Consider the following 21,028-nt stretch of genomic DNA (forward strand, 5'->3'; position numbering starts at 1 on the left):
GTAAGGGGGAGTGTATGCAGGCGAAGGGAGCTTACCCGTCGTTCACATCACGGCTGGCATTCATTATCGCGGCGGCAGGGTCTGCCGTCGGGCTTGGCAATGTCTGGGGTTTTACTTATGTTGCGGGCCAAAATGGCGGCGGCGGTTTTGTGCTTATTTACCTACTGGCGCTGGCCTTTGTGGCCGGGCCCGCTTTTATGGCGGAAATGCTGATTGGCCGCATGGGCAAGGCCAGCCCGCCAACGGCCCTGGCGAAACTGCAGGCCAGCACTGGTTCGCGCCTTCGCTGGCCCAGCGTCGGCTGGATTGGGCTTATTGGCACGCTGATGGTGCTGAGTTTTTATGCTGTCATCGCAGGGCAGGCGATGTATTACGGCCTTATCGCACTTGAAGGTGGTTTTGGTGGTTGGTCGGAAAGTGCCGTGACCAAACTGGACGCAGATTTTAAAGCCAACCCATGGGCCATGGCGCTGTGGTCTGCGGCTTTCATGGCCTTTACTGCGGCTATCGTGTCGTTTGATATACGCACCGGGATTGAACGCGCGGGTAAAGTGATGATGCCGCTGCTGTTTATCATGCTGATCGGGCTTGTGGCCTATTCCGGACACACCGGCGATATGGGCGCTGCAGTGAATTTTCTTTTTGGTTTCCATGAGATTAATTTTAGCTCCCGCCTGTTTCTGGAAGCTGTGGGGCAGGCCTTTTTCACCCTTGGTGTGGGTGTGGGAGGGCTTATGACCTATGGCTCCTATATGGGCGATGATGTACGCCTGCCACGTGCCACCTTTTGGATCGTGGCGATGGACCTGTTTGTGGCACTTGCCGCTGGCCTTGCCATCTTTCCGCTGGTGTTCGCAAGCGGGGTGGAACCTACGGCAGGCCCGGGGCTGGTGTTCCTCACGCTGCCGATTATTTTCGCCGAAGTGCCGGGCGGTGCCTTTGTTGCCTTCATCTTTTTCCTCTTGCTGACATTTGCCGCTGTCACCAGTTCAATCTCGCTGTTGTCACCCACTGTGCAGCGGCTGGCAGAAGCGCGAGTAAGCCGCCCCGTGGCCGCCTGTCTTATGGCGGGTGCAGCGGTGATGTTAAGCCTGTTGACCGTCTATTCCTTCGCAGGCGGGCGGGGCGTTTATCCGCTGGCGGCATTCGGGTTGAACGGCATGACAGCCTTTGACCTGATCCGCGAAGGTGTCAGCAACTTTATCCTGCCGCTGTCGGGCCTGGCTTATTGCCTGATTATCGGTTGGGCGCTCAAGCGTGAGGTTGTGCGCGCAGCCTTGCCGATGGCGGAAGGCAGGCTATTTACCCTTTGGTACGGGGTGGTGCGCTTTATTGCACCGCTGGCGATCACCGCGCTGTTTATTGGCGCGGTGGTCGGCTGAGACAAAGGGGAGGACTGTATGACGGATTGGCCAGCGCCGGAGATGGTGCCAACAAACGGCGTGACACTGGGCGTTTACCGTATGGGTCCGCCGCCTGAGGCGAGCGAAAAACCACCGGTCTTTTTCCTGCACGGCTTTCCCGAGATAGCCTATAGCTGGCGTGCACAGATGACGGCGTTTGCCGAGGCCGGCCACAGCGTATTTGCCCCTGACCAGCGCGGCTATGGCGTCTCGGACGCTCCAGACGGTGTCGCTGAATATACCATGCAGAAACTGACGGATGACCTGAGAGGGCTTTTAGATCACTACGGTATTGAGAAAGCAGTGTTTGTTGGCCATGACTGGGGCGCTATCGTGCTTTGGCAACTACCGTTTTACATGCCTGACCGTGTGCTGGGCTGCGCCGGGCTGAATGTGCCGCTGCTGCCGCATTATCCGATGGACCCAATCGCCATGTTCCGCATGCGCTTCGGCGATGACATGTATATCGTGCGCTTTCAGGAAGAGGGCGCGTGCGAGCCGATTCTTGAGCGCGACCTGATGCAGACTTTCAAGTTCTTCCTGCGTAAACCCAACAGGGGCAAGGTGCAAAAAAGCGACGTACCGTTTGAGGAAAAAAGTCTCGACCTTCTTGGCCTGCTGGAAAAAGGGGAGGACGCTTGGGGGGGTGAGCAGTTGCTTTCGGATGAGGAAACGGCTGTTTATGCAAAAGCGTATGCCAAAAACGGTCTCACCGGCCCCATCCACTGGTACCGCAATTTCACCGCTAACTGGCAGGACCAGAAACGCTTCCTCGAAGGTGGCAGACTGCCGCATGTGAATATGCCTTGCCTGATGATTACAGCCGACCTTGACCGGGCCTGCCCACCTGCTATTGCTGAGCCCATGGCTGATATGTGCGCGCCCTATGAGCGGATTGATCTCAAGGGCTGTGGGCACTGGAGCCAGCAGGAACGCGCGGATGATGTGAACGCCGCGATCATGGACTGGGTGCAGCGCCACTTTGCCTGAAGAGGTCAGGCTGCATTTGAGTGGAAGGCAGCGTGATGGCATCGATTTTATTTGAGGGATTCTTGGTCTCGCTCGGGCTTTTACTGGCGATCGGGCCGCAGAATTTTTACGTGCTCAGGCAGGGGCTGAAGCACAGGCACGTTTTTGCCGTCACCACCACCACATTTATTTCCGACGCGTTGATGATCGCGCTTGGTGTATTGGGAGTTGGCCGTTTTTTTGCTGATTACCCCACTATTGCCTACTGGCTTGGCTGGGGCGGGACGGCGTTTTTGTTATGGTTTGCGCTCAAAAGCCTGAAGGCTGCGATCAAACCCGATGTGATAACCGATGACCGTATCGAAGGCTCTGCCGGTGATGCCGCAGGCAAGGGGGTCGGGGTCGCTATCCTCCACGCGCTGGCGTTTGCATGGCTCAACCCCTGGGCTTATGTCGATACCATGGTGCTGATTGGTGGTGTCAGCGTCCGCTATGAGACCGATACTGCGCGTTTCATGTTTATGGCAGGGGCTACGATGGCGTCCGCGCTGTGGTTCTACAGCATTGGCTATGGCGCCAAACGGGCCGCGCCGCTGTTCAAGAAACCAGCGACATGGCGCGTTCTCGATAGTGTGATCACGATTGTCATGCTGGGGGTTGCATTCCTGCTGATACGGCATCAACTTTCTCTTTAGAAAAAAACAGGCGAGGAAAAAGCTATGAAGTTGGTTGGTGTCAGCCTTTCACCCTATGTGGAGCGTGTGCTCATCACCCTCGATGCCAAAGGTATGTTGGACGAAGTGGAGCTGGCGCTGCCGCCTGCGAGCTTCGGCACGCCTGAAGCACGGGCGGTCAATCCGTCTGGGAAGATCCCTTATCTGCTATTGCCGGATGGTATGGTGCTTTCGGAAGGGCAGGTGATTGCCGAATATTTGAATGATACACTCAGTGGTCCTGACTTGATGCCGTCCGATCCGCTGCACGCCGCGCGGGCGAAGCTACTGGCCCGCACGGTTGACCTTTATGTCGGTATCCAAACCGCGCCGCTAGCGAAAACCATCACCCGTGGCATTCGCGATGAAGCAGCTATCGAACTCGCGCTTGAGGAAGGCTTGCCCTTTGGGCTTGATCTGCTGGAAAGCCACATCACAGGTGAGCAATATGCCGTTGGCGATGCCTTCAGCTTCGGTGACGCGGCACTTATACCGCACATGTTCCATTTCCTTGTTTTCCTCAAGGAATTTGACGTGGATGTCTTCACCGGTTGGCCTAAACTGTCAGCATGGTGGGAGAAAAACCGCGAATCTGATATCGTGACCAGAAGCCACGGGCGTATGGCGGCATCGCTTGAGTTTTTTCTCGAGCGTATCCGCGCCGCGAAGGCACAGCAGGCAAGTTAAAACGGGGAGGGAAGCCCATGAAGCTGATCGGCGAAAGTGTATCACCCTATTTTGAGCGTGTGTATATCGGCCTTGATATCAAAGGCGTGACCGACAAGCTTGAGTACGGCATGCCGGACGGCGGTTTCAAATCCGACGCGCACTTCGAGGCTCACCCTTTGGGGAAAATTCCCTATCTGGTCAAGGATGACGGTACGACCCTGACCGAGGGGCAACTCATTCTGGAATATCTGGACCGCACGCTAGGCGGCAGGCTATTGACGCCCGAAGATTTTGACGCAGCAACCGATGCACGCGCGATTGGCCGCATCCTTGATCTCTATTACGCGGAAGCGGTGCGCCCGATGGGGCGTGTCGCCTTTGGTGGCACCGCTACCGATGACGAGATCGCAAAGGCGCGGGAGCAAGATATCCCTACGGCGCTTGCATACGTCAGTAAATATATGGGCGGCGGTAAATACGCGGTGGGGGACGACTGGACCATTGCCGACTGTGCGCTGATTTCGCATCTGTATTGGTATGGCGCCTTGATGCCTCGTTTTGGGCTGGAAGGCTTTGGCGACAATGAGAGGCTTGCAGATTATTGGGCCAGGGTAAAGGACGACCCGGTGGTGACGCGCAGTTTTGCGCGTACCAAAAAAGCCTATGACAAGTTCTTCGGCGACAAAAGTGAATAGGGAGCGGAGGAAAATATGAGTGAAGAGGTCAATTATACCGGTCGGTGCCTGTGCGGCAGTGTGAAGGCGGAGATCGTGGCAAAAGCCAAATGGGCAAGCCATTGCCACTGCCCCAGTTGCCAAAAAGCAACCAGCGCTGGCTATGCGACCTATGTGGGCTTTGAACGTGTGGCTGTGCGTTTCACCGGGGAGGATCCGAAGTTATATAAATCCAGCCCCGGGGTGAAAAGACGCTTTTGCGGCACATGCGGTAGCCCTGTATCGTTTGAAGGCGAGGCATGGCCGGGTGAAATTCATTTCCACGCCCTGTTCCTTGATCAGGCAGGTGAGTTCGAGCCCGACGCTCATGTCTATGTGAAAACCCGCATGCCGTGGGTGGAACTGAGCGACCATCTGCCCGCCTTCCAGAAATTTGAAGACGAGGGCAAGGGCTGACGAATAGCGTTGCCTGCCACGCAAAGCCGCTTGTTCTGGCCGTCATTCTGCGTTAACAGAGGCGCAAAGTTTTCACGCGAAATTCCAAGGACCGATTTCATGGCCTCCTATCAGTATGTTTACCAGATGCACAAGCTGTCCAAGACCTATGCGGGCGGCAAACAGGTGCTCAACAACGTCTCCCTCAACTTCATGCCGGACGCCAAGATCGCTGTCATCGGCCAGAACGGCGCGGGTAAGTCGACCCTGATGAAAATCATGGCTGGCTACGACAAGGAGTTTGCCGGCGAAGCATGGGCTGCCGAAGGTATCCGCGTCGGGTACCTGCCGCAGGAACCACAACTGAACCCGGAAAAAGACGTGCTGGGTAACGTGATGGAAGGTTTGGCAGCCACTCAGGCACTGGTGGATGACTTCAACCAGGTCGCGACCGACTATGGCATGGACCCGGAGAATATGGACCTCCTGGCCAAAATGGGCGAACTGCAGGAACAAATCGACGCCGCCGACGCGTGGGATTTGCAGTCGCGCGCTGAAGTGGCGATGGACGCGCTGTGCTGCCCGCCAAATGATTGGCCGGTGGACAAGCTATCAGGCGGTGAGAAACGCCGGGTGGCGCTGTGCAAGCTGTTGCTGGAGAAGCCTGAAATTCTGCTGCTTGATGAACCAACCAACCACCTTGACGCAGAAACCGTGGCATGGCTTGAGAAACACCTGCAACAATACAAGGGCTGTGTGATTTTGGTTACGCACGATCGCTACTTCCTTGATAACGTTGTGGGGTGGGTGCTGGAGCTTGACCGTGGTCAGGGCATCCCGTTTGAAGGCAACTATAGCGCATGGCTTGAGATGAAGACCAAGCGCATGGCGCAGGAAGAACGCTCAGACAAGGCGCGCCAGAAAGCCATGGAATCGGAGCTGGAGTGGATCCGGCAGTCGCCCAAGGCGCGGCAGGCCAAGTCCAAGGCACGCATTAAGGCTTATGACGAGATGATCGAGCAGCAACATGACCGTGTTGCAGGCCCGGCGCAAATCAAGATTCAGCCACCAAAACGCCTTGGCGGAAAAGTGATCGAAGCCAACGGGCTGACCAAAGCTTTCGGTGACAAGCTGCTGTTTGACGGGCTTGACTTCAGCCTGCCACCTGGGGGCATTGTTGGCGTGATTGGCCCCAACGGTGCCGGTAAGACCACGCTCTTCAAGTTGATTACCGGCCAGGAAAAGCCGGACTCTGGCGAGATCAATGTGGGCGAAACCGTTGAGCTGGGATACGTAGACCAGTCCCGCGACGCGCTGCACGCTGACAAAAACGTCTGGGAGGAAATCTCCGGCGGGCATGATGTGTTTTATTTCGGTAAAACCGAGATTAACACCCGCGCCTATGTGGGCGCGTTCAACTTCAAAGGCGGTGATCAGCAGAAGAAGGTTGGCCTGCTGTCAGGTGGTGAACGTAACCGCGTACACCTTGCCAAAATGCTCAAGGAGGGGGGCAACGTACTCCTGCTTGATGAGCCGACAAACGACCTTGATACCGAAACGCTTGCGGCCCTTGAAGAGGCGCTTGAAAACTTCGCTGGTTGCGCCGTGGTTATTAGCCACGACCGCTTCTTCCTTGACCGTATTGCAACCCACATCCTGGCCTTTGAAGGCGACAGCCATGTGGAGTGGTTCGAAGGCAACTTTGAAGCCTATGAAGAAGACAAGAAGCGCCGCCTGGGAGCAGATGCAACCCAGCCGCACCGCATCAAATACCGGCGCTTTACCCGCTAAGAGGCAGGCGCAGGTTAAAAGAAGGGGCCCCGATGTCGGGGCCCTTTTTATTTTGGTCAGTTGTTTTGCTCCGCGTCTTCCGCGTCTATTTCGGCCTGCTGTTCCTCAAGCATATCAAAGAGGTCTTCTTCCGGCTGTGGCGGGTTGCCGTCATAAATGGCGTTGCGTCGGGTTTGCCAGTATACGGACCGCGCGATGACATAAGGGTCGTCTTCCTTATAGAGCTCATCAAGTGTTTTGTGCAGGCGAACGCGCGCGTCAAATGCCTCGATCGCCGTGCGGGTCAGGCTCAGGTCGAAGAATTTTTTGCTGTCGTCGATTTCATCAAGAGTAAGAGTCACAGGGTCGCCGTAGACATTGGCGACAAAACCTATGGCATCCCGGCCATTTGAAGGCCCCAGAAACGGCAGGACAAGATAAGGCCCATCACCAATCCCCCATGTTGCAAGCGTTTGCCCGAAGTCTTCATGGTGATAAGGGATGCCTACATCGTCAGAAACCTTAAAAAGGCCGGCTATCCCGACTGTGGAGTTCAGGAGGAAGCGTCCCAGTGTTGCACCAGCCCTGTCAAATTTGAACTGAAGCAGATCATTGAGGAATACCCACGGTTCGCGCAGGTTCCGCATCACGTTCGATACGCCTTGTCTGGGAACTTCAGGTACCACAGCTATGTATACCGAACTGGCCGGTTTAAGGATCACGCGGTCAGTAACGCGGTTAAACTCGAATATGGCGCGGTTCATTGGCTCCAGCGGGTCGTGGGCCGCAGTCGCGGTGCCCGGGTGCGTGGAAGCGCATCCAGCCGTCATCAGCAAGGCTGCGGCTGCAAGCACGCATTTGCCGGTGTGTGAAAATATCATACTGTCCTCAGTCGCAGGCTCGATTAAATTTTCTTTTTTCGCAATTATTGCAACAATGTGGCAATAATGGGCTGTTTGTACAAGAGCATACGCACATTTTTACCCCCTCCTTATTCACATGCCCGTGTGAGCGGGTTAGAAAAAATATCCCGCCACCTGCAAAAAATCATCACTTTACATATATAAAGAAATCTTTATATTATGATCTGAACAAAATCGGAACTCTGTCTTATGGAACACCTATTGGCTGCTCTCCGTGCCGCTGGCGAAGCGACACGGCTTCGCATCCTTGCCCTTCTCGGTAAGGGCGAATTGACCGTGGGCGAACTGGTGCAGATTCTGGACCAGAGCCAGCCGCGTGTATCGCGCCATCTGAAGTTGATGGGTGAAGCCGGGCTGTTGGACAGGTTTCAGGAAGGTACACAGGTATTTTACCGTCTGGCAGATGCCGGACTGGGCGCCAAGCTCAATACAGCATTGCTGGAGCTGTTGCCCGCTGTGGATGGCGAGCTTGCAGCCGACTATAAGATATTGGATGACATACGCACAGAACGGTTTGAAAAAGCGCAGGCCTATTTCCGCGCCCACGCGGAAGAGTGGGATCAGATTCGTTCGCTTTATGTCGCCGAGGAAGAAGTTGAAGCTGCACTTCTTGATATGCAGGGCGGACGCATGATGGGACGCGTGCTGGACGTGGGCACAGGAACCGGTCGTATGCTTGAGGTATTTGCCTGCCGTGCCGAGCAGTTATTGGGCATCGACGTGTCGCGGGATATGCTGGCAGTAGCGCGCGGTAACCTGGCCATAAAAGGGCTTGAACAGGCCCAGGTGCGGCAGGGTGATATGTATGCGCTTGCGCTGAAGGATAATAGCCAGGACACGGTATTGTTTCATCAGGTACTGCACTTTGCAGACGACCCTTTGCGTGCTGTGCGCGAAGCTGCACGTGTGCTGGCGCCGGGCGGTAGCCTGCTTGTAGCAGACTTCGCCCCACACCGCGAAGAATACCTGCGTGAAGAGCAGGCCCATCGCCGCCTTGGTTTTACAGATGATGAAGTGGTCAACTGGTGTGCAGTCGCAGGGCTGGAGACAAAAGAAGTGCGTCACCTTGATGGTGGCCGTTTGCGTGTAACGATCTGGCGGTGCGACAAGCCCGCAATTGGTAAGGAGTAGGGGTTATGGCCCGAAGTGGTGCTATCGGTGTTGCTGGACCGTCGCTGTTTGAAGAGATGGCGCATGACGTGAACGTGTCGTTTGAGTTTTTCCCGCCCAAAACGCCGAAGATGGAAGAAACCCTTTGGCATTCGATCAAGACGCTTGAGGCTTTGCACCCCGAGTTTGTCTCGGTCACCTATGGTGCTGGGGGCACCACGCGGGAGCGCACCCACAAAACGGTCAAGCGCATTCTGGATGAGACCAGCCTGACACCTGCGGCCCACCTGACCTGTGTTGGGGCAACAAAAGGCGAGGTTGACGAGGTTATCCGCGATTATTGGGAAGCCGGCGTGCGCTCTATCGTCGCGCTCAGGGGTGATCCGCCGGAAGGGGCCGACAGTTATACGCCGCATCCTGGCGGGTATGAAAACGCGGCGGCGCTGGTGGAAGGCCTGCGTGCGGTTGGGGATTTTGATATCTCTGTCGCTGCATATCCCGAACGCCACCCCGATAGTGCCAATCTGGCTGCCGACCTTGAGAACCTCAAGCGCAAGGTGGATGCGGGCGCAAATCGTGCCATCACGCAGTTCTTCTTTGAACCTGATAGCTATTTCCGCTTTCTTGACCACTGCGAAAGCTACGGCATTGATGTGCCGGTGGTGCCAGGTATTCTGCCGGTAACCAATTTTGCCACCCTGAAGAATTTTGCCGGGGCCTGTGGCGCCAGTGTGCCGGCGTGGCTTGGCAAGTTGTTCGAGGGACTGGACGAACGCCCGCAAACCCGCAGCCTTGTTGCTGCAACAGTTGCTGGTGAGATGGTACGGCGTCTGTATGCAGGCGGCGTGCGCGATTTTCATTTTTACACGCTCAACCGCGCGGAGCTTACCTATGCGATTTGCCACATGCTGGGCATACGCGGTGCTGATGAAGAGGTTTGATCATGTCGGGTAAACTGGAACTTCTGAACAAGCTGGCCGCTGAACGCATTCTGGTGATGGACGGTGCCATGGGCACCATGATCCAGAAGCGTAAGCTGCAGGAAGCGGATTATCGCGGCGAACGCTTCAAGGACTGGCCGTCGGACCTCAAGGGCAACAATGACCTTCTGGTGCTGACCAACCCGGATGTGATTGCTGACATTCATGGCGCGTTTCTGGCTGCTGGCGCGGACATTATCGAGACCGATACTTTTAATGGCACGTCAATATCCATGGCGGATTATGATATGCAGGCGCTGGCGCGCGAAATCAATGTGGAAGGTGCACGGCTGGCCCGCCGTGTGGCCGATGAATGGACAGCGCGCACGCCGGACAAGCCGCGTTTTGTCGCTGGTTCTGTTGGCCCGACCAACAAAACGCTCAGCGTTTCGCCCGATGTGAACAACCCCGGTTTCCGGGAAGTGAACTTTGATGATGTCGTCGCAGCTTATGAGGAGCAGGTGGACGGTCTGATGGAAGGCGGCGCGGATATCATCCTGATTGAGACAGTGTTTGATACCCTGAACGCCAAGGCAGCGATTTTCGCCACCGAAAATGTGTTTGAAGCACGCGGCACCAAGTTGCCGATCATGCTCTCCTGTACCGTGACGGATATGTCGGGCCGTAACCTGTCGGGCCAGACGGTCGAAGCCTTCTGGTATTCAGTGCGCCACGCCAAGCCGTTCACCATCGGCCTTAATTGTGCGTTTGGGGCGGAACACCTGCGCCCGCATGCGGTGACATTATCCGCCATTGCAGATGCGCGCATCGCGATCTACCCTAACGCGGGGCTGCCGAACGAGATGGGTGAATATGACGAAACGCCAGAGGTCACCGGTGGCCATTTGAAGGAATGGGCCAAGGAAGGCCTGTTGAATATCGTCGGCGGTTGTTGCGGTACCACGCCTGAGCATATCGCGGCGATCGCAAAGGCGGTTGAGGGCGTCGCACCGCGCAAAGTGCCCAAGCACAAACCCGCAATGCGGCTTTCCGGCATTGACCCCATCACCATTATCAACGCGGCTGAGTAAGGTATCCATTCATGAGTAGACCCACTGCCCAGTTTATCAATGTTGGCGAACGTACCAATGTTGCCGGTTCCGCAAAGTTCAAGAAACTGATCTTTGAGGAGAACTATGAGGAAGCCGTTTCTGTTGCGCGTCATCAGGTGGAAGGCGGCGCGCAGATTATCGACATCAACTTCGATGACGCCATGCTTGACGCTGAAGAAGCGATGGAAAAATTCCTCAAACTTTTGGCGGCTGAACCGGATATCGCCCGTGTGCCGGTCATGATCGACAGCTCCAAATGGTCTGTGATCGAGGCGGGGCTGAAGTGTGTGCAGGGCAAGGCGGTGGTTAACTCGATCAGCCTCAAGGAAGGCAAGGACGATTTTGTTTCGTACGCGAAACGGGTTATGCGTTATGGCGCTGCCGTTGTGGTGATGGCGTTTGATGAGAAGGGGCAGGCGGATACGCTTGAGCGCAAGTTCGATATCTGCAAACGCTCCTACGATATTCTGGTGAACGAGGTTGGTTTCCCACCCGAGGATATCATCTTTGACCCGAATATTTTCGCGGTCGCCACCGGTATTGAGGAACACGACAACTACGGTGTGGACTTCATTGAAGCGACAAAGCTGATCAAAAAGAACCTGCCGTACGCCAAAGTGTCGGGCGGGGTGTCTAATGTGTCTTTCTCCTTCCGGGGCAACAACCCGGTGCGCGAGGCGATGCACAGCGTGTTCCTCTATCATGCCGTGCGCGCGGGCATGGATATGGGCATTGTGAACGCAGGCCAGCTCACGGTTTATTCCGATATACCGCCTGAGCTTAAGGAGCGGGTGGAGGATGTGATCCTGAACCGGCGCTCAGATGCCACGGAACGCTTGCTTGAAATCGCTGATCAGTTCAAGGGTCAGGGCGGCGTTGCCCGCGTTGAGGACTTGTCGTGGCGCGAACAGCCGGTCGCCAAACGGCTTGAGCATGCACTGGTAAAGGGCATCGCCGATTATATCATTGAGGATACGGAAGAAGCGCGGCAGATGTTCGACCGCCCCATCGAGGTGATTGAAGGCCCGTTGATGGACGGTATGAATGTGGTCGGTGACCTGTTTGGCGCGGGCGAAATGTTCCTGCCCCAGGTGGTGAAATCCGCCCGCGTGATGAAACAATCGGTCAACTACCTGCAACCCTATATCGAGGCCGAGAAAGCCGAAGGCGCCAAAGCCAAGGGCAAGATTGTCATGGCCACCGTGAAGGGTGACGTGCACGATATCGGCAAAAATATTGTCGGCGTGGTGCTGCAGTGTAACAACTTTGAGGTCATCGACCTTGGTGTGATGGTGCCTTGGGCGGATATCCTCAAGGCCGCGAACGATCACGGTGCGGATATGATCGGTCTTTCCGGGCTGATCACACCCAGCCTTGATGAGATGGTGACCGTGGCGCACGAGATGGAGCGTTCGGGCTTCAATACTCCGCTTCTGATTGGCGGCGCTACCACCAGCCGTGTGCACACCGCTGTCAAGATAGCACCGGAGTATTCGGGCGCCGTGACGCACGTGCTGGATGCTTCCCGTGCAGTGGGTGTCGCCAGCACGCTGGTGTCGGAAGGCATGCGTGCCGATTTTGTCGCCAAGGTGAAGGCCGAGTATGACGATATCCGCGAAAAGCGCCTCGCCCGGCCAAAGTCCGACCGGCTGGTGAGCCTTGAGGCCGCGCGCGCCAACAAGGCCACGCCTGACTTTGATGCTTTTACCCCTGTGCGCCCGGCGTTTACCGGCACAAAAGTGTTTGATGATTATCCGTTGGCGGAACTGGTGCCCTATATCGACTGGACACCGTTTTTCCGCACGTGGGAACTGGCGGGCAATTACCCGGCGATCCTTGAGGACAAGGTCGTGGGCGAAAGTGCGCGCAGCCTGTTTGCCGATGCACAAGCCATGCTCAAACAGATCGTCGATGAAAAATGGCTGACAGCCAAGGCTGTTGTGGGTTTCTGGCCGGCCAATGCCGTGGGTGACGATGTGGTGCTCTATACCGGTGATAACCGGAATGAGGAGCTGACGCGCCTGCATTTCCTACGGCAGCAAGTACAGAAGCGTGAAGGCCGCGCCAATGATTGCCTTGCTGATTTTGTCGCCCCCGCAGGCGCAAAGCCTGACTGGGTGGGCGGCTTTGCCGTCACCACCGGGCACGGGATTGAGGAACATCTGGCGCGTTTCAAGGCCGCGCATGACGACTATAACGACATCCTCCTAAAAGCGCTGGCTGACCGGCTGGCCGAAGCCTTTGCCGAGCGTATGCATGAGCGGGTGCGCAAGGAGTTCTGGGGTTATGCTGCGGATGAAAATCTGGACAAGGCTGAGCTGATCAAGGAACGCTACTCAGGCATTCGCCCGGCACCCGGTTACCCGGCGTGCCCGGACCATAGCGAAAAGCCCGAGCTGTTCCGCCTTCTGGACGCGGAAGCAGAGGCCGGTATTCATCTGACGGAAAGTTTCGCCATGCTGCCGACAGCGGCAGTTTCCGGCTTCTATTTCGCGCACCCCGAGACGCGCTATTTTGGCGTTGGCAAGGTGGGTGAAGACCAAGTGGCTGAGTATGCCGACCGCCGCGGTGTGGATACCGACCAGATAAAACGCTGGATCCGGCCCAACCTTGCCGATTAGTCCTAGACCAAATATAAGCCTTGGCCTATTGGAAGGAAACGTGTCTTGAACGTGCATAGGAGCGCGCATGCCGAGTAGGGGAGCCCAAGTAAATCGACCAGTTAATCTGGTTTACTGCAGTTTTGTGTCCAACTGGCTGGACGTGCGGTCAACCTTGCCCATTCAGGCACTTCGGATGCGAGGTGCCAATGTGCGGAGGCTAAGCAATGAAATTCGTTTCATGCCGAAAATTCATGACGATGCGCCCAGGATTATTCTGCTTCAACGCTGCCTGAATGACCCTGAGGCGTGGCCAGGCGTTATCAAAGAGGCTGTGCTACGCGACTGGCTTGTGGTTGTTGAACGTGACGACTATCCGTTGACACCGGTAAAATCCAGCAGGGCAAAATGGGCGGATTCCATGCAGTGGGATATTTTCTCCGCCTGTCACGCCGTACAGACAACCACGCCGCAGTTGCGTGATCTTTTCCTGAATTATAATTCAGAAGTGGCCGTCTTTCCAAACCATTATGGCGAGATGCCGAAGTATCGCATCGGTGACAAAAGTAAGGTACGGATATTCTTTGGTGCCTTCAACAGGGGAGAGGCCTGGCGGCCTCTGCTGGATGTATTTAACCGCGTATTTCGGCGGCATCCCAATGTGGCACCTGTGGTGATCGCCGATCAGGAGTTTTATGACGCCATCGATGTACCGAAAAAAACCTTCCTGAAGTCATGCAGCTACTCTGAATATCTGGAGCATATGTCCCTCTGTGATATCGCACTCCTCCCCCTTCATGATGACATCTTTACGCGGCACAAGAGCGACGTGAAGTTTGTTGAGGCCGGGGGTACGCGAAATGCTGTGATTGCAAGCCCGACCGTTTATCAGGACAGCATAGAGCATGGGAAGACTGGGCTAATTGCCCGTTCGGAGGGAGAGTGGGAACAAGCGCTTGAGCGCTTGATCACCGACAAGGCGTACCGTGAAAAACTTGCCGACAACGCTTATCACTATGTTCTCGAAAATCGCATGCTCATAGACCGCATCCACGAATGGGTTGACTGGTACTATGACCTTTGGGATCGGCGCAAAAAGCTTACAGAAGCCATGCTTGAGCGGTATCCGGCAGGTAGACCCTAGGGCGTGCCAGAGAGGGCCGGAAAATAGGCTCCAGCAACATTCTGCAGCTTGACCGCATCTTGGTTTGTTGGCATCGCGGCTGCGGCAGTCAGGGCATCTCTATCTGGTGAAAGTCCTATAAAACGGACAATCCGCCGCAGTTCGGCCGACGGGTCACGCAACAGCCCCTCATAACTGAGTTGCAGACACGGATTTGCCGTGCCGCCCTCCTTCAGGCGGTCAATGAAATCAACCTGTTCGAGCGCGAACGATAGGCTGCCTTCCACAGTGGCACAGCGTTGGGTGAAGCGAACATTCCCCTTGGAGAAATCACCGCTTCTTGGGAATATACCCCGTTCTATCAGCTCGTTGTGTCGCTTGGTCAGGGACTGGGCGATGTCAAAAGGGCTTCGAGTAATATAAACGATTTTGGCATTGGGGAAGAGGCGTTTCCATAGCGGCAGAGTTGTGACCGTTCGAGGGTCTTTGAATCCCCACGGGGCATTCATCGGGCCAAAACTCGCGCGTATCTGCGGGAGGTTAGCTTTGACTATGCCGCCGATGACATTGGCGTCAATATGTTCTTGAGTAGGGTAGGCAGGGCGGTCCCAACTGGATTGGGTCTTCTCGAAAAACTTGTTATTCACCTGAATGAAGATGCGGCTTTCGTGGTCGCCCTGAAGGTCATGACCAACAAATAGGCCCAAGGCTTCCATCATGCGGGTAAGAAGGCTGGTGCCGCTGCGGTGCACGCCTAAAATGATGACAGGCGGTGTCATGGTTTCGTCGCTTGGCGTCATTAATATGTCTTCTTAAGTTCTGGCGCGGCCTTGTATGACCCTGCCGAGGCCATGTTCTGGCATATTTCATTTGCTTGGGTATTGTCGTCGTAAGCTATGTTGTCCCTGGCTTCAAGGCTCAAACACCTCAAGGTCCTTGGCTGAGATAACCGCGCCGTCATAACCGGCGGCGTGGATTTCCCTTACGAGGTCCTCGTCGGCTGTGCCCCAGTATAATTGGTGGTAAAGCACCAGAAGTTTTGGTTTTGCCTCGTTCGCGATGGCGGCCAGTTCGCTCGCGGACGTGTGGAAGCTGGCATGATAATTTTGCCAGACAGGTTCCCGCCTTTTGAAACCGGCGTCTGAATAGACCTCATGCACAAGGATATCCACGCCCTTCGCTGCTTCGGTGAGCGCCGAGCTGGGCCGCGCATCGCCCGAGATGACAATGGTTTTGCCACCTGACGTGAATTTATAGCCGTACGCTTCTTTCCAACTGCCATGCATGACGGGAATCGCCTCTACCGTGAGGTCACCTCCTGAGAGCACAATGCCGGGCGTGATTTCTGTGACTTCTACCTTGTGCCCTTCAGGCATGGCTGGCTCCAGCCCGTTCAGGCGTATGTCAACGTCCAGACGGTAGGCTTGGGCCAAATGTTGTGCCATCGCGGAGGTGCCCGGCGGGCCATAAAGCCTTAGAGGCATCGGCCGTTCGAGTACCCAGGAAGTGAAAATAAGGTCGGGCAGGCCGACGGTGTGGTCCGAATGCAAGTGCGTGAGGAAAGCGGTATCGAGCTTGTCGGGGGCAAGCGCGGGGATGCCGTTTGCTGCGGCAGCTGCGGCGCGGCGCACTAACCCAGGCCCGGCATCAACAACGAAGGACCTGCCGCCGACGACAACGGCGACAGAGGGGCCGGAGCGAGCGGGATCGGCGTTTGGCGTGCCGGTACCCAACATGACAAGTTTCATGTCTGTCGCGTGCGTTTGTATGGTGAAAAAAAGCATGCACATAAGCGTGCCGCGAATGATGCCCAACATGGTTTTCTCCCCGAATGGGGATACTATGGCACTACAGCGATCTTTAGAAAAGGGGCTACTCGCTGTGTGCCATCGGCTGGTAGACAATGCCGTATAGTACCATGTCTACCGTCTCGCCGTCGCTCGAGAGCGGTAGAGCGAGCACGCTATAGTGCTGGAAGTCCTTGGGTGCCCATGTGGCGCGCTGGTTGGTCAAGTAATAAGGGGCTGCCGTTTTTACCAACTTGTGGGTGCGAGCGATAATGTGGGCGGTATTGTCAAAGTCGGACCAGTTTTTGCCTGTCAGCTCTACACCGGCGCCTTCTGTGATCATCGTGCCGCAAAGACGGAAGGAAAAGTCTTTTCCGCCGTTAATGACATCGGCGATGGCGACATAGGGTAACTGCTTTTTGATTTCGGCAGGCGAGATATCGCGGCGAGAGGGGAGCTTGCCAAGTGTCCCTTTTTTTGTCGACCAGAAGCGAAACAGGGCCTCTAGCACCGGGTGCTCGACCGATGCGCTTTTTAAGCCGGTGTCGCCATGACCTTTGGCAGGCGCGGGTATAAGGCCCTCGCCGCTGGGCCGCAGGGCGTCTTTGATGTTCTTGAAACCGGGTACCAAACGAATTACTCACACACTCGAAACACATAAACGCTAAGCGCGAGGGAATACACCGAATAGCCTCAAGGTTAAAGCGAATTAATCATAAATTCAGCGCTTTTCTGCGACTTTGCAGCATAATGCGGATACGTAACAATCGAGCACAACAATCTTGTCTATCGGTGTCATTTCGCGCAATAAATGAAGGGTTGGTTTAAACTATTGTTTATCTCCCGACGGGGGCGGTAGAGCCGGTGGGGAGGCGCAGGGGCGTTCAGCCGAAAACTGCCGCGCCCGAAGGTGCAGCGGTTTCCTCACTTGAAACATATGATACTTGAAACTCAACTCCCCTTCAGCTTGCGCTTGTTGGAAGTGTTGTAGAATATATTGTTGCCCAAAGCTCAAATTTCAGTGCGGCCTTGGCGGTGAAATGTGAGGGGCGCATAAAAATGCCCGCGAAGGCCAAAGCGCTCACGGGCATCAGGGTTTTCTGAAAAGGCGTGCCCCTAGAATTTACGCGCGATGCTGGCGGTCACCACACGACGGGTACCGAAGAAGCAGTTGGTTGCGCTATAGCAGCGAGCGACATATTCCTTATCGAACAGGTTACTGGCCGTGACCGACAGGCGCCAGTCTTCAAGGTCATAGTGCAGGCTGGCGTCAAAGATGGTTACCGCCGGGTTGGTATAGACCGTAGGCGTGAAGGTGCTGGCAAGGTTGCCTGCGCTTTCGCTGAGGTAGCGTGCACCAAAGCTGGCACCAAGGCCTGCAAGGCTCCCGTCCTGGAAGGTATAGTCAGCCAGCGCCGAGATCTTGTGCGTTGGCGTCACTGGTAGCTCGCCGCCGAGCTCAGGACCATTACTTTCGGTTACCTCGCTATCGGTGTAGGTATAGCTGGCGTTGATGCTGAGACGTTCATTGAAGCGACCAACCACTTCAAATTCTACACCCTTCACTTCAACTTCACCCGTTTGCACGTCAAAGGCCTCGGCGCCCGTGTTCGTCGGGTCCGGCGTTAACACGTTTTTCTGGGTCAACTGGTAGGCGCTGAGTGTCGTAAAGAGCTTGATGCCTTTTGGCAGGCCGCGGGCATCATATTTGACGCCTGCTTCCAGTTGTACCCCGGTGGTGGGGTCAAACGGTGTGCCATCGCGACCGGCTCCCGCTACAGGCTGGAAAGACCGTGCGTAGGAGATATATGGCGCAAATCCGCTCTCAAACAGGTAAGACACACCGCCACGGTAGGAGAAATCCTTGTCGGTACGGGTGGTCCCGCTCATGCGGTCGTCCGTGTCCACCCAGTCATGACGCAGGCTGGCGGTGAAGTGGAAGCCGCCCAGCGTGATATGGTCCTGCACATAGACGCCAAGCTGCTTTTCCTTGAGGTCAGAGAACAGCACAGGGTCCAGCGTGGGAATGTCGTAGCCGTAAACGGGCTCAAAAATGTCAATGGTGGGGATGCCCGCGAAGCTGAACGCGCTGAAGCCCTGATAGTCATACGTGCGGTAGTCCACACCCACGAGCGCTGTGTGTTCCAACACCCCTTCATCGACAACATTGATGCCGAGGCGGGTGTCGACGGCAAATGTGTCCACATCTTCCGCAAACGAGAAGCTGTAGCGGTTCACGGTACGGTAGTCGTCCGGTGTGCCGTCAAAGTCAGCGTCGGCGAAGCCGCTGCCGCCAATACCGCGCTGGTCGCTGTCCAGATGGGTGTACTTCAGGTTTTGTTGCACCGAGAAGGTCTCGTTAAACGCATGCTCAGCGTCATAGCCGATACCGTAATGCTCGCGCTGGAACCGGTTATAGCTGGTCTCGCCGAGGTTTGCGGTGGAGGAAATCTCGCCTTCGGGATTGTCGAATAGCGTACCCTGGCTTGGCAGGAAACCACCGCCGTCACCCGTGACGTCATCGTTCTGATAGAAGGACAGCAAGGTGAAGCTTGTGTCTTCAGCAGGCTTGAAGGTAATCGCCGGGGCGACATAAATCCGTTCGGACTTCACGCCGGCGGTCTGGGTGCCACGGTCACGGTAGAGCGCCGTCAGGCGCGCGCTTACAGTATCGGAGACTGCGCCCGTGATGGTGCCGTTTACTTGCACGTGGTCACGGTTGCCATATTGTGCTTCAAGTTCACCACCAAACTGCTCATCCGGGCGGCGGCTGGTCACATTGACGATGCCGCCGGGCGGTGTCAGACCATACAGCGCGGATGACGGGCCCTTGAGGATCTCGACAGATTCCGCGCCGTAAAGGTCGAGCCCGGTGTTGGCGATGGAGCCGATCGACGATTGCAGCCCGTCAATATATTGCACAGGCTCAAAACCGCGCATGGTCAACCAGTCAACCCGCTCGTCGGGGCCGTAATTCTCACCGTTTACGCCAGCCACATAACGCACGGTCTGGCCAAGGTTGGACCAGTCCAGCAGGTCGATCTGGTCGCGTGTAATGACAGAGATGGATTGCGGTGTTTCCACCAACGGGATATTGGCCTTGGTGCCAACACCACTGCCGGTTGGCACATAGTTGGGTGCGGTGACCACGATGGTCTCAAGCTCGTCACCGGTATTCGCCGCCTCTTGCGCGCTGGCGAGGCCAGTGAAGGCAAGGCTGGTTGCGCTCAGGAGGGCGATGCGTCTGATGGGGGATAATGTGTTACTCATTGGTCGTTTCCTCAAATTACACCCGGCTTTTGGGGGAGGGTGCTTGTTATGGATGCCATTACTGACGGCGCACTTTCAGCGCCCACAGGGTGACAACAACGGGCGCGGCAAGGCCTGCCCAAGAGAGTGCATCCCGCATGCCGTCGCCCGTCAGTGCGCTCACCAGCCCTAAAAGGCTGAGCGCGGCGAGGGCGACCGGTACGGCAAATACCTGCCACGGTGTGCGAAGGGATGATGGTTTATTGCTGGTGGGCGCCCGGTTCATGCTTGTGTCTCCACCCTGGCAGGCTCTTTGGCCTCCGGATTTTTTCGGCCACCGCTTTCAAGTTCTCGTACACGGGCTTCCACGCTGCTACCGCGCTTGCCCAGCCACAGGTACAGCCCGCTCAAAAGCACGACGATGGTGAACAGGTCCATCAGGCCCCACAGGATTTTAAGCGGTAGCCCGCCATAGTCACCAAAATGCAAGGGCTGCGAAAGCAGAAGTGCCTGCATATACCAAGGCATAGACCGCATCGTGGTAAAGGTGCCTGTTTCGGCATCAATAAGCGCGGGGGTCAGCAGCTTTTTGGTCAAGGCTGTGTTGCCCTGCATGAACACTGCATAGTGCCGTTTGGTGGAAAAGCCACCGCCGGGGAAGGCGACAAATTGTACACGCATGCCGGGCGCTGCCGCCTGCGCGGTATTGAGCGCAGCCTGAACGGAGGCAAGCTGTGTGGGGGCAGACATGCTGCCATAATCGCCTGTCATTTCTGATAGCTGATCATACTGCCAAAGGGTGGTGATCTGGTCCGACAAGGTGTTGATCACACCGGTGAGCCCGACAACAGAAACCCACATGACGGTCACAATGCCCATGAGATTATGATAGTCAAGCCACTTGAGGCGCGCGCTACGGTTCGTGCGGACGGTGCCAAAATCAAGCTTGCGCATGAAGGGGGCGTAAATCACGACGCCGGAGACAATGGCTACAAAGAAAAGCAGCCCCATCGCCCCAAGGAACAGCATGCCGGGCAGGCCCAGAAACATGTCAGTGTGCAATTGCAGCAGGAAACCCATCACGCCGCCCTCATCGGGCGCAGGCACAAAATTCCCCGTGCGCCAGTCAAGCGACATCAGGGTCATTTCGGCGCCCGGTGCGTCGGGTGCGGGCCCGGAGGTTACATTCACCACCGGGCGATCCTCATCAAAGCTCATGAACAGGCCAACTTCGCCAGGGCGGGAGGCAAGCGCGTTGGCCAGCACCCGGTCCAGACTGACCCGCGCGCCCTCATCCGCGACCGGCGGCATAATATAGGCTTCACCCGTCAGGTCTTCTATCTCATGCTCAAAAATAAGCGGCAGGCCGGTTATGCACAGCATCAGCAAGAAGACGGTGCATATCAAGCTTGTCCACTTGTGGGTAAGGTACCAGATGCGAATAGTGTTGCGCTGCATGGTGCGAAGCCGCCGAAGTCAATAAATCAACATTACTGATAAGAATGATTATCAGACTTATTAACGGCAGAGAACGGCGATGACAAGCGCTGTCATTGAGATAGTAACAAAAT

At 56.1% G+C, this 21,028-nt stretch carries 17 protein-coding genes and 1 pseudogene; 11 read left to right on the top strand and 7 right to left on the bottom strand.

What is annotated here, in order from left to right:
• Positions 1 to 14: 14 nt before the first annotated feature.
• The 7 genes from ACN0VM_RS04975 to ettA all read left to right on the top strand — a co-directional run bounded on the left by ACN0VM_RS04975 (position 15) and on the right by ettA (position 6,654).
• On the top strand, positions 15 to 1,382 hold the full coding sequence (locus tag ACN0VM_RS04975) for a sodium-dependent transporter (RefSeq protein ID WP_417449745.1): 1,368 nt from the start codon (positions 15 to 17) through the stop codon (positions 1,380 to 1,382).
• An 18-nt stretch (positions 1,383 to 1,400) separates the two neighbouring features.
• Complete coding sequence (locus tag ACN0VM_RS04980; protein WP_417449746.1) at positions 1,401 to 2,393, top strand: alpha/beta fold hydrolase; 993 nt, start codon at positions 1,401 to 1,403, stop codon at positions 2,391 to 2,393.
• A gap of 35 nt (positions 2,394 to 2,428) precedes the next feature.
• Positions 2,429 to 3,067 (top strand): LysE/ArgO family amino acid transporter, encoded by a 639-nt coding sequence (locus tag ACN0VM_RS04985; RefSeq protein ID WP_417449747.1) that lies wholly within the window; start codon positions 2,429 to 2,431, stop codon positions 3,065 to 3,067.
• Between the two features lie 24 nt (positions 3,068 to 3,091).
• Positions 3,092 to 3,772, top strand: a complete 681-nt coding sequence (locus ACN0VM_RS04990; RefSeq protein ID WP_417449748.1) for a glutathione S-transferase family protein — start codon at positions 3,092 to 3,094, stop codon at positions 3,770 to 3,772.
• A gap of 17 nt (positions 3,773 to 3,789) precedes the next feature.
• Positions 3,790 to 4,449 carry a glutathione S-transferase family protein gene (locus ACN0VM_RS04995; RefSeq protein WP_417449750.1) on the top strand — a complete coding sequence of 220 codons (660 nt, stop codon included), beginning with the start codon at positions 3,790 to 3,792 and terminating at the stop codon, positions 4,447 to 4,449.
• Positions 4,450 to 4,464: 15 nt separating this feature from the next.
• The gene (locus ACN0VM_RS05000) at positions 4,465 to 4,884 is read left to right on the top strand and encodes a GFA family protein (RefSeq protein WP_417449751.1); all 420 of its coding nucleotides are present in this window, start codon (positions 4,465 to 4,467) and stop codon (positions 4,882 to 4,884) included.
• A 99-nt stretch (positions 4,885 to 4,983) separates the two neighbouring features.
• A complete protein-coding gene (gene ettA / locus ACN0VM_RS05005) occupies positions 4,984 to 6,654 on the top strand; it encodes an energy-dependent translational throttle protein EttA (protein WP_417449752.1) in 1,671 nt (556 codons plus the stop codon).
• A gap of 56 nt (positions 6,655 to 6,710) precedes the next feature.
• On the opposite strand, the gene ACN0VM_RS05010 is transcribed toward ettA, so the two are convergent.
• The gene (locus ACN0VM_RS05010) at positions 6,711 to 7,514 is read right to left on the bottom strand and encodes a VacJ family lipoprotein (RefSeq protein ID WP_417449753.1); all 804 of its coding nucleotides are present in this window, start codon (positions 7,512 to 7,514) and stop codon (positions 6,711 to 6,713) included.
• Positions 7,515 to 7,745: 231 nt separating this feature from the next.
• On the opposite strand from ACN0VM_RS05010, the gene ACN0VM_RS05015 reads away from it, so the two are divergent.
• The 4 genes and pseudogenes from ACN0VM_RS05015 (at position 7,746) to ACN0VM_RS05030 (ending at position 14,442) form a co-directional block, all read left to right on the top strand.
• Positions 7,746 to 8,687 carry an ArsR/SmtB family transcription factor gene (locus ACN0VM_RS05015; protein WP_417449754.1) on the top strand — a complete coding sequence of 314 codons (942 nt, stop codon included), beginning with the start codon at positions 7,746 to 7,748 and terminating at the stop codon, positions 8,685 to 8,687.
• A gap of 5 nt (positions 8,688 to 8,692) precedes the next feature.
• Positions 8,693 to 9,607 carry a methylenetetrahydrofolate reductase gene (gene metF / locus ACN0VM_RS05020; protein ID WP_417449755.1) on the top strand — a complete coding sequence of 305 codons (915 nt, stop codon included), beginning with the start codon at positions 8,693 to 8,695 and terminating at the stop codon, positions 9,605 to 9,607.
• Between the two features lie 2 nt (positions 9,608 to 9,609).
• Positions 9,610 to 13,319 (top strand): annotated as a pseudogene (metH, locus tag ACN0VM_RS05025) (methionine synthase).
• 67 nt (positions 13,320 to 13,386) lie between these two features.
• Positions 13,387 to 14,442, top strand: a complete 1,056-nt coding sequence (locus tag ACN0VM_RS05030; protein WP_417449756.1) for a glycosyltransferase family protein — start codon at positions 13,387 to 13,389, stop codon at positions 14,440 to 14,442.
• On the opposite strand, the gene ACN0VM_RS05035 is transcribed toward ACN0VM_RS05030, so the two are convergent.
• The 6 genes from ACN0VM_RS05035 to ACN0VM_RS05060 form a co-directional block, all read right to left on the bottom strand.
• Positions 14,439 to 15,221 carry a sulfotransferase gene (locus tag ACN0VM_RS05035; protein ID WP_417449757.1) on the bottom strand — a complete coding sequence of 261 codons (783 nt, stop codon included), beginning with the start codon at positions 15,219 to 15,221 and terminating at the stop codon, positions 14,439 to 14,441. The two genes, ACN0VM_RS05030 and ACN0VM_RS05035, sit on opposite strands and share 4 nt — an antisense overlap.
• 111 nt (positions 15,222 to 15,332) lie before the next feature.
• A complete protein-coding gene (locus ACN0VM_RS05040) occupies positions 15,333 to 16,238 on the bottom strand; it encodes an MBL fold metallo-hydrolase (RefSeq protein WP_417449758.1) in 906 nt (301 codons plus the stop codon).
• Between the two features lie 55 nt (positions 16,239 to 16,293).
• Complete coding sequence (locus ACN0VM_RS05045; RefSeq protein ID WP_417449759.1) at positions 16,294 to 16,839, bottom strand: PAS domain-containing protein; 546 nt, start codon at positions 16,837 to 16,839, stop codon at positions 16,294 to 16,296.
• Positions 16,840 to 17,324: 485 nt separating this feature from the next.
• Positions 17,325 to 19,478, bottom strand: coding sequence for a TonB-dependent siderophore receptor (locus ACN0VM_RS05050; protein ID WP_417449760.1), 2,154 nt, complete (start codon positions 19,476 to 19,478; stop codon positions 17,325 to 17,327).
• A 58-nt stretch (positions 19,479 to 19,536) separates the two neighbouring features.
• Positions 19,537 to 19,743 carry a hypothetical protein gene (locus ACN0VM_RS05055; protein WP_417449761.1) on the bottom strand — a complete coding sequence of 69 codons (207 nt, stop codon included), beginning with the start codon at positions 19,741 to 19,743 and terminating at the stop codon, positions 19,537 to 19,539.
• Positions 19,740 to 20,915, bottom strand: coding sequence for a PepSY-associated TM helix domain-containing protein (locus ACN0VM_RS05060; RefSeq protein ID WP_417449762.1), 1,176 nt, complete (start codon positions 20,913 to 20,915; stop codon positions 19,740 to 19,742). The genes ACN0VM_RS05055 and ACN0VM_RS05060 overlap by 4 nt, the downstream gene beginning before the upstream one ends.
• Positions 20,916 to 21,028: the final 113 nt, after the last annotated feature.

Origin of the sequence: Kordiimonas sp. (genome assembly GCF_048260245.1) — a bacterium.
In the GTDB taxonomy this organism is placed as follows: Bacteria; Pseudomonadota; Alphaproteobacteria; order Sphingomonadales; family Kordiimonadaceae; genus Kordiimonas.

What these genes read in the sequence shown, in the direction of transcription:
- ACN0VM_RS05055 (WP_417449761.1), bottom strand. Translation starts at nt 19,743, where the DNA reads ATGAACCGGGCGCCCACCAGCAATAAACCATCATCCCTTCGCACACCG.
- ACN0VM_RS04980 (WP_417449746.1), top strand. Translation starts at nt 1,401, where the DNA reads ATGACGGATTGGCCAGCGCCGGAGATGGTGCCAACAAACGGCGTGACA.
- ACN0VM_RS04985 (WP_417449747.1), top strand. Translation starts at nt 2,429, where the DNA reads ATGGCATCGATTTTATTTGAGGGATTCTTGGTCTCGCTCGGGCTTTTA.
- ACN0VM_RS04990 (WP_417449748.1), top strand. Translation starts at nt 3,092, where the DNA reads ATGAAGTTGGTTGGTGTCAGCCTTTCACCCTATGTGGAGCGTGTGCTC.
- ACN0VM_RS05015 (WP_417449754.1), top strand. Translation starts at nt 7,746, where the DNA reads ATGGAACACCTATTGGCTGCTCTCCGTGCCGCTGGCGAAGCGACACGG.
- ACN0VM_RS05030 (WP_417449756.1), top strand. Translation starts at nt 13,387, where the DNA reads ATGCCGAGTAGGGGAGCCCAAGTAAATCGACCAGTTAATCTGGTTTAC.
- ACN0VM_RS04975 (WP_417449745.1), top strand. Translation starts at nt 15, where the DNA reads ATGCAGGCGAAGGGAGCTTACCCGTCGTTCACATCACGGCTGGCATTC.
- ACN0VM_RS05050 (WP_417449760.1), bottom strand. Translation starts at nt 19,478, where the DNA reads ATGAGTAACACATTATCCCCCATCAGACGCATCGCCCTCCTGAGCGCA.
- ACN0VM_RS05040 (WP_417449758.1), bottom strand. Translation starts at nt 16,238, where the DNA reads ATGTTGGGCATCATTCGCGGCACGCTTATGTGCATGCTTTTTTTCACC.
- metF (WP_417449755.1), top strand. Translation starts at nt 8,693, where the DNA reads ATGGCCCGAAGTGGTGCTATCGGTGTTGCTGGACCGTCGCTGTTTGAA.
- ACN0VM_RS05060 (WP_417449762.1), bottom strand. Translation starts at nt 20,915, where the DNA reads ATGCAGCGCAACACTATTCGCATCTGGTACCTTACCCACAAGTGGACA.
- ettA (WP_417449752.1), top strand. Translation starts at nt 4,984, where the DNA reads ATGGCCTCCTATCAGTATGTTTACCAGATGCACAAGCTGTCCAAGACC.
- ACN0VM_RS05000 (WP_417449751.1), top strand. Translation starts at nt 4,465, where the DNA reads ATGAGTGAAGAGGTCAATTATACCGGTCGGTGCCTGTGCGGCAGTGTG.
- ACN0VM_RS05035 (WP_417449757.1), bottom strand. Translation starts at nt 15,221, where the DNA reads ATGACGCCAAGCGACGAAACCATGACACCGCCTGTCATCATTTTAGGC.
- ACN0VM_RS05010 (WP_417449753.1), bottom strand. Translation starts at nt 7,514, where the DNA reads ATGATATTTTCACACACCGGCAAATGCGTGCTTGCAGCCGCAGCCTTG.
- ACN0VM_RS04995 (WP_417449750.1), top strand. Translation starts at nt 3,790, where the DNA reads ATGAAGCTGATCGGCGAAAGTGTATCACCCTATTTTGAGCGTGTGTAT.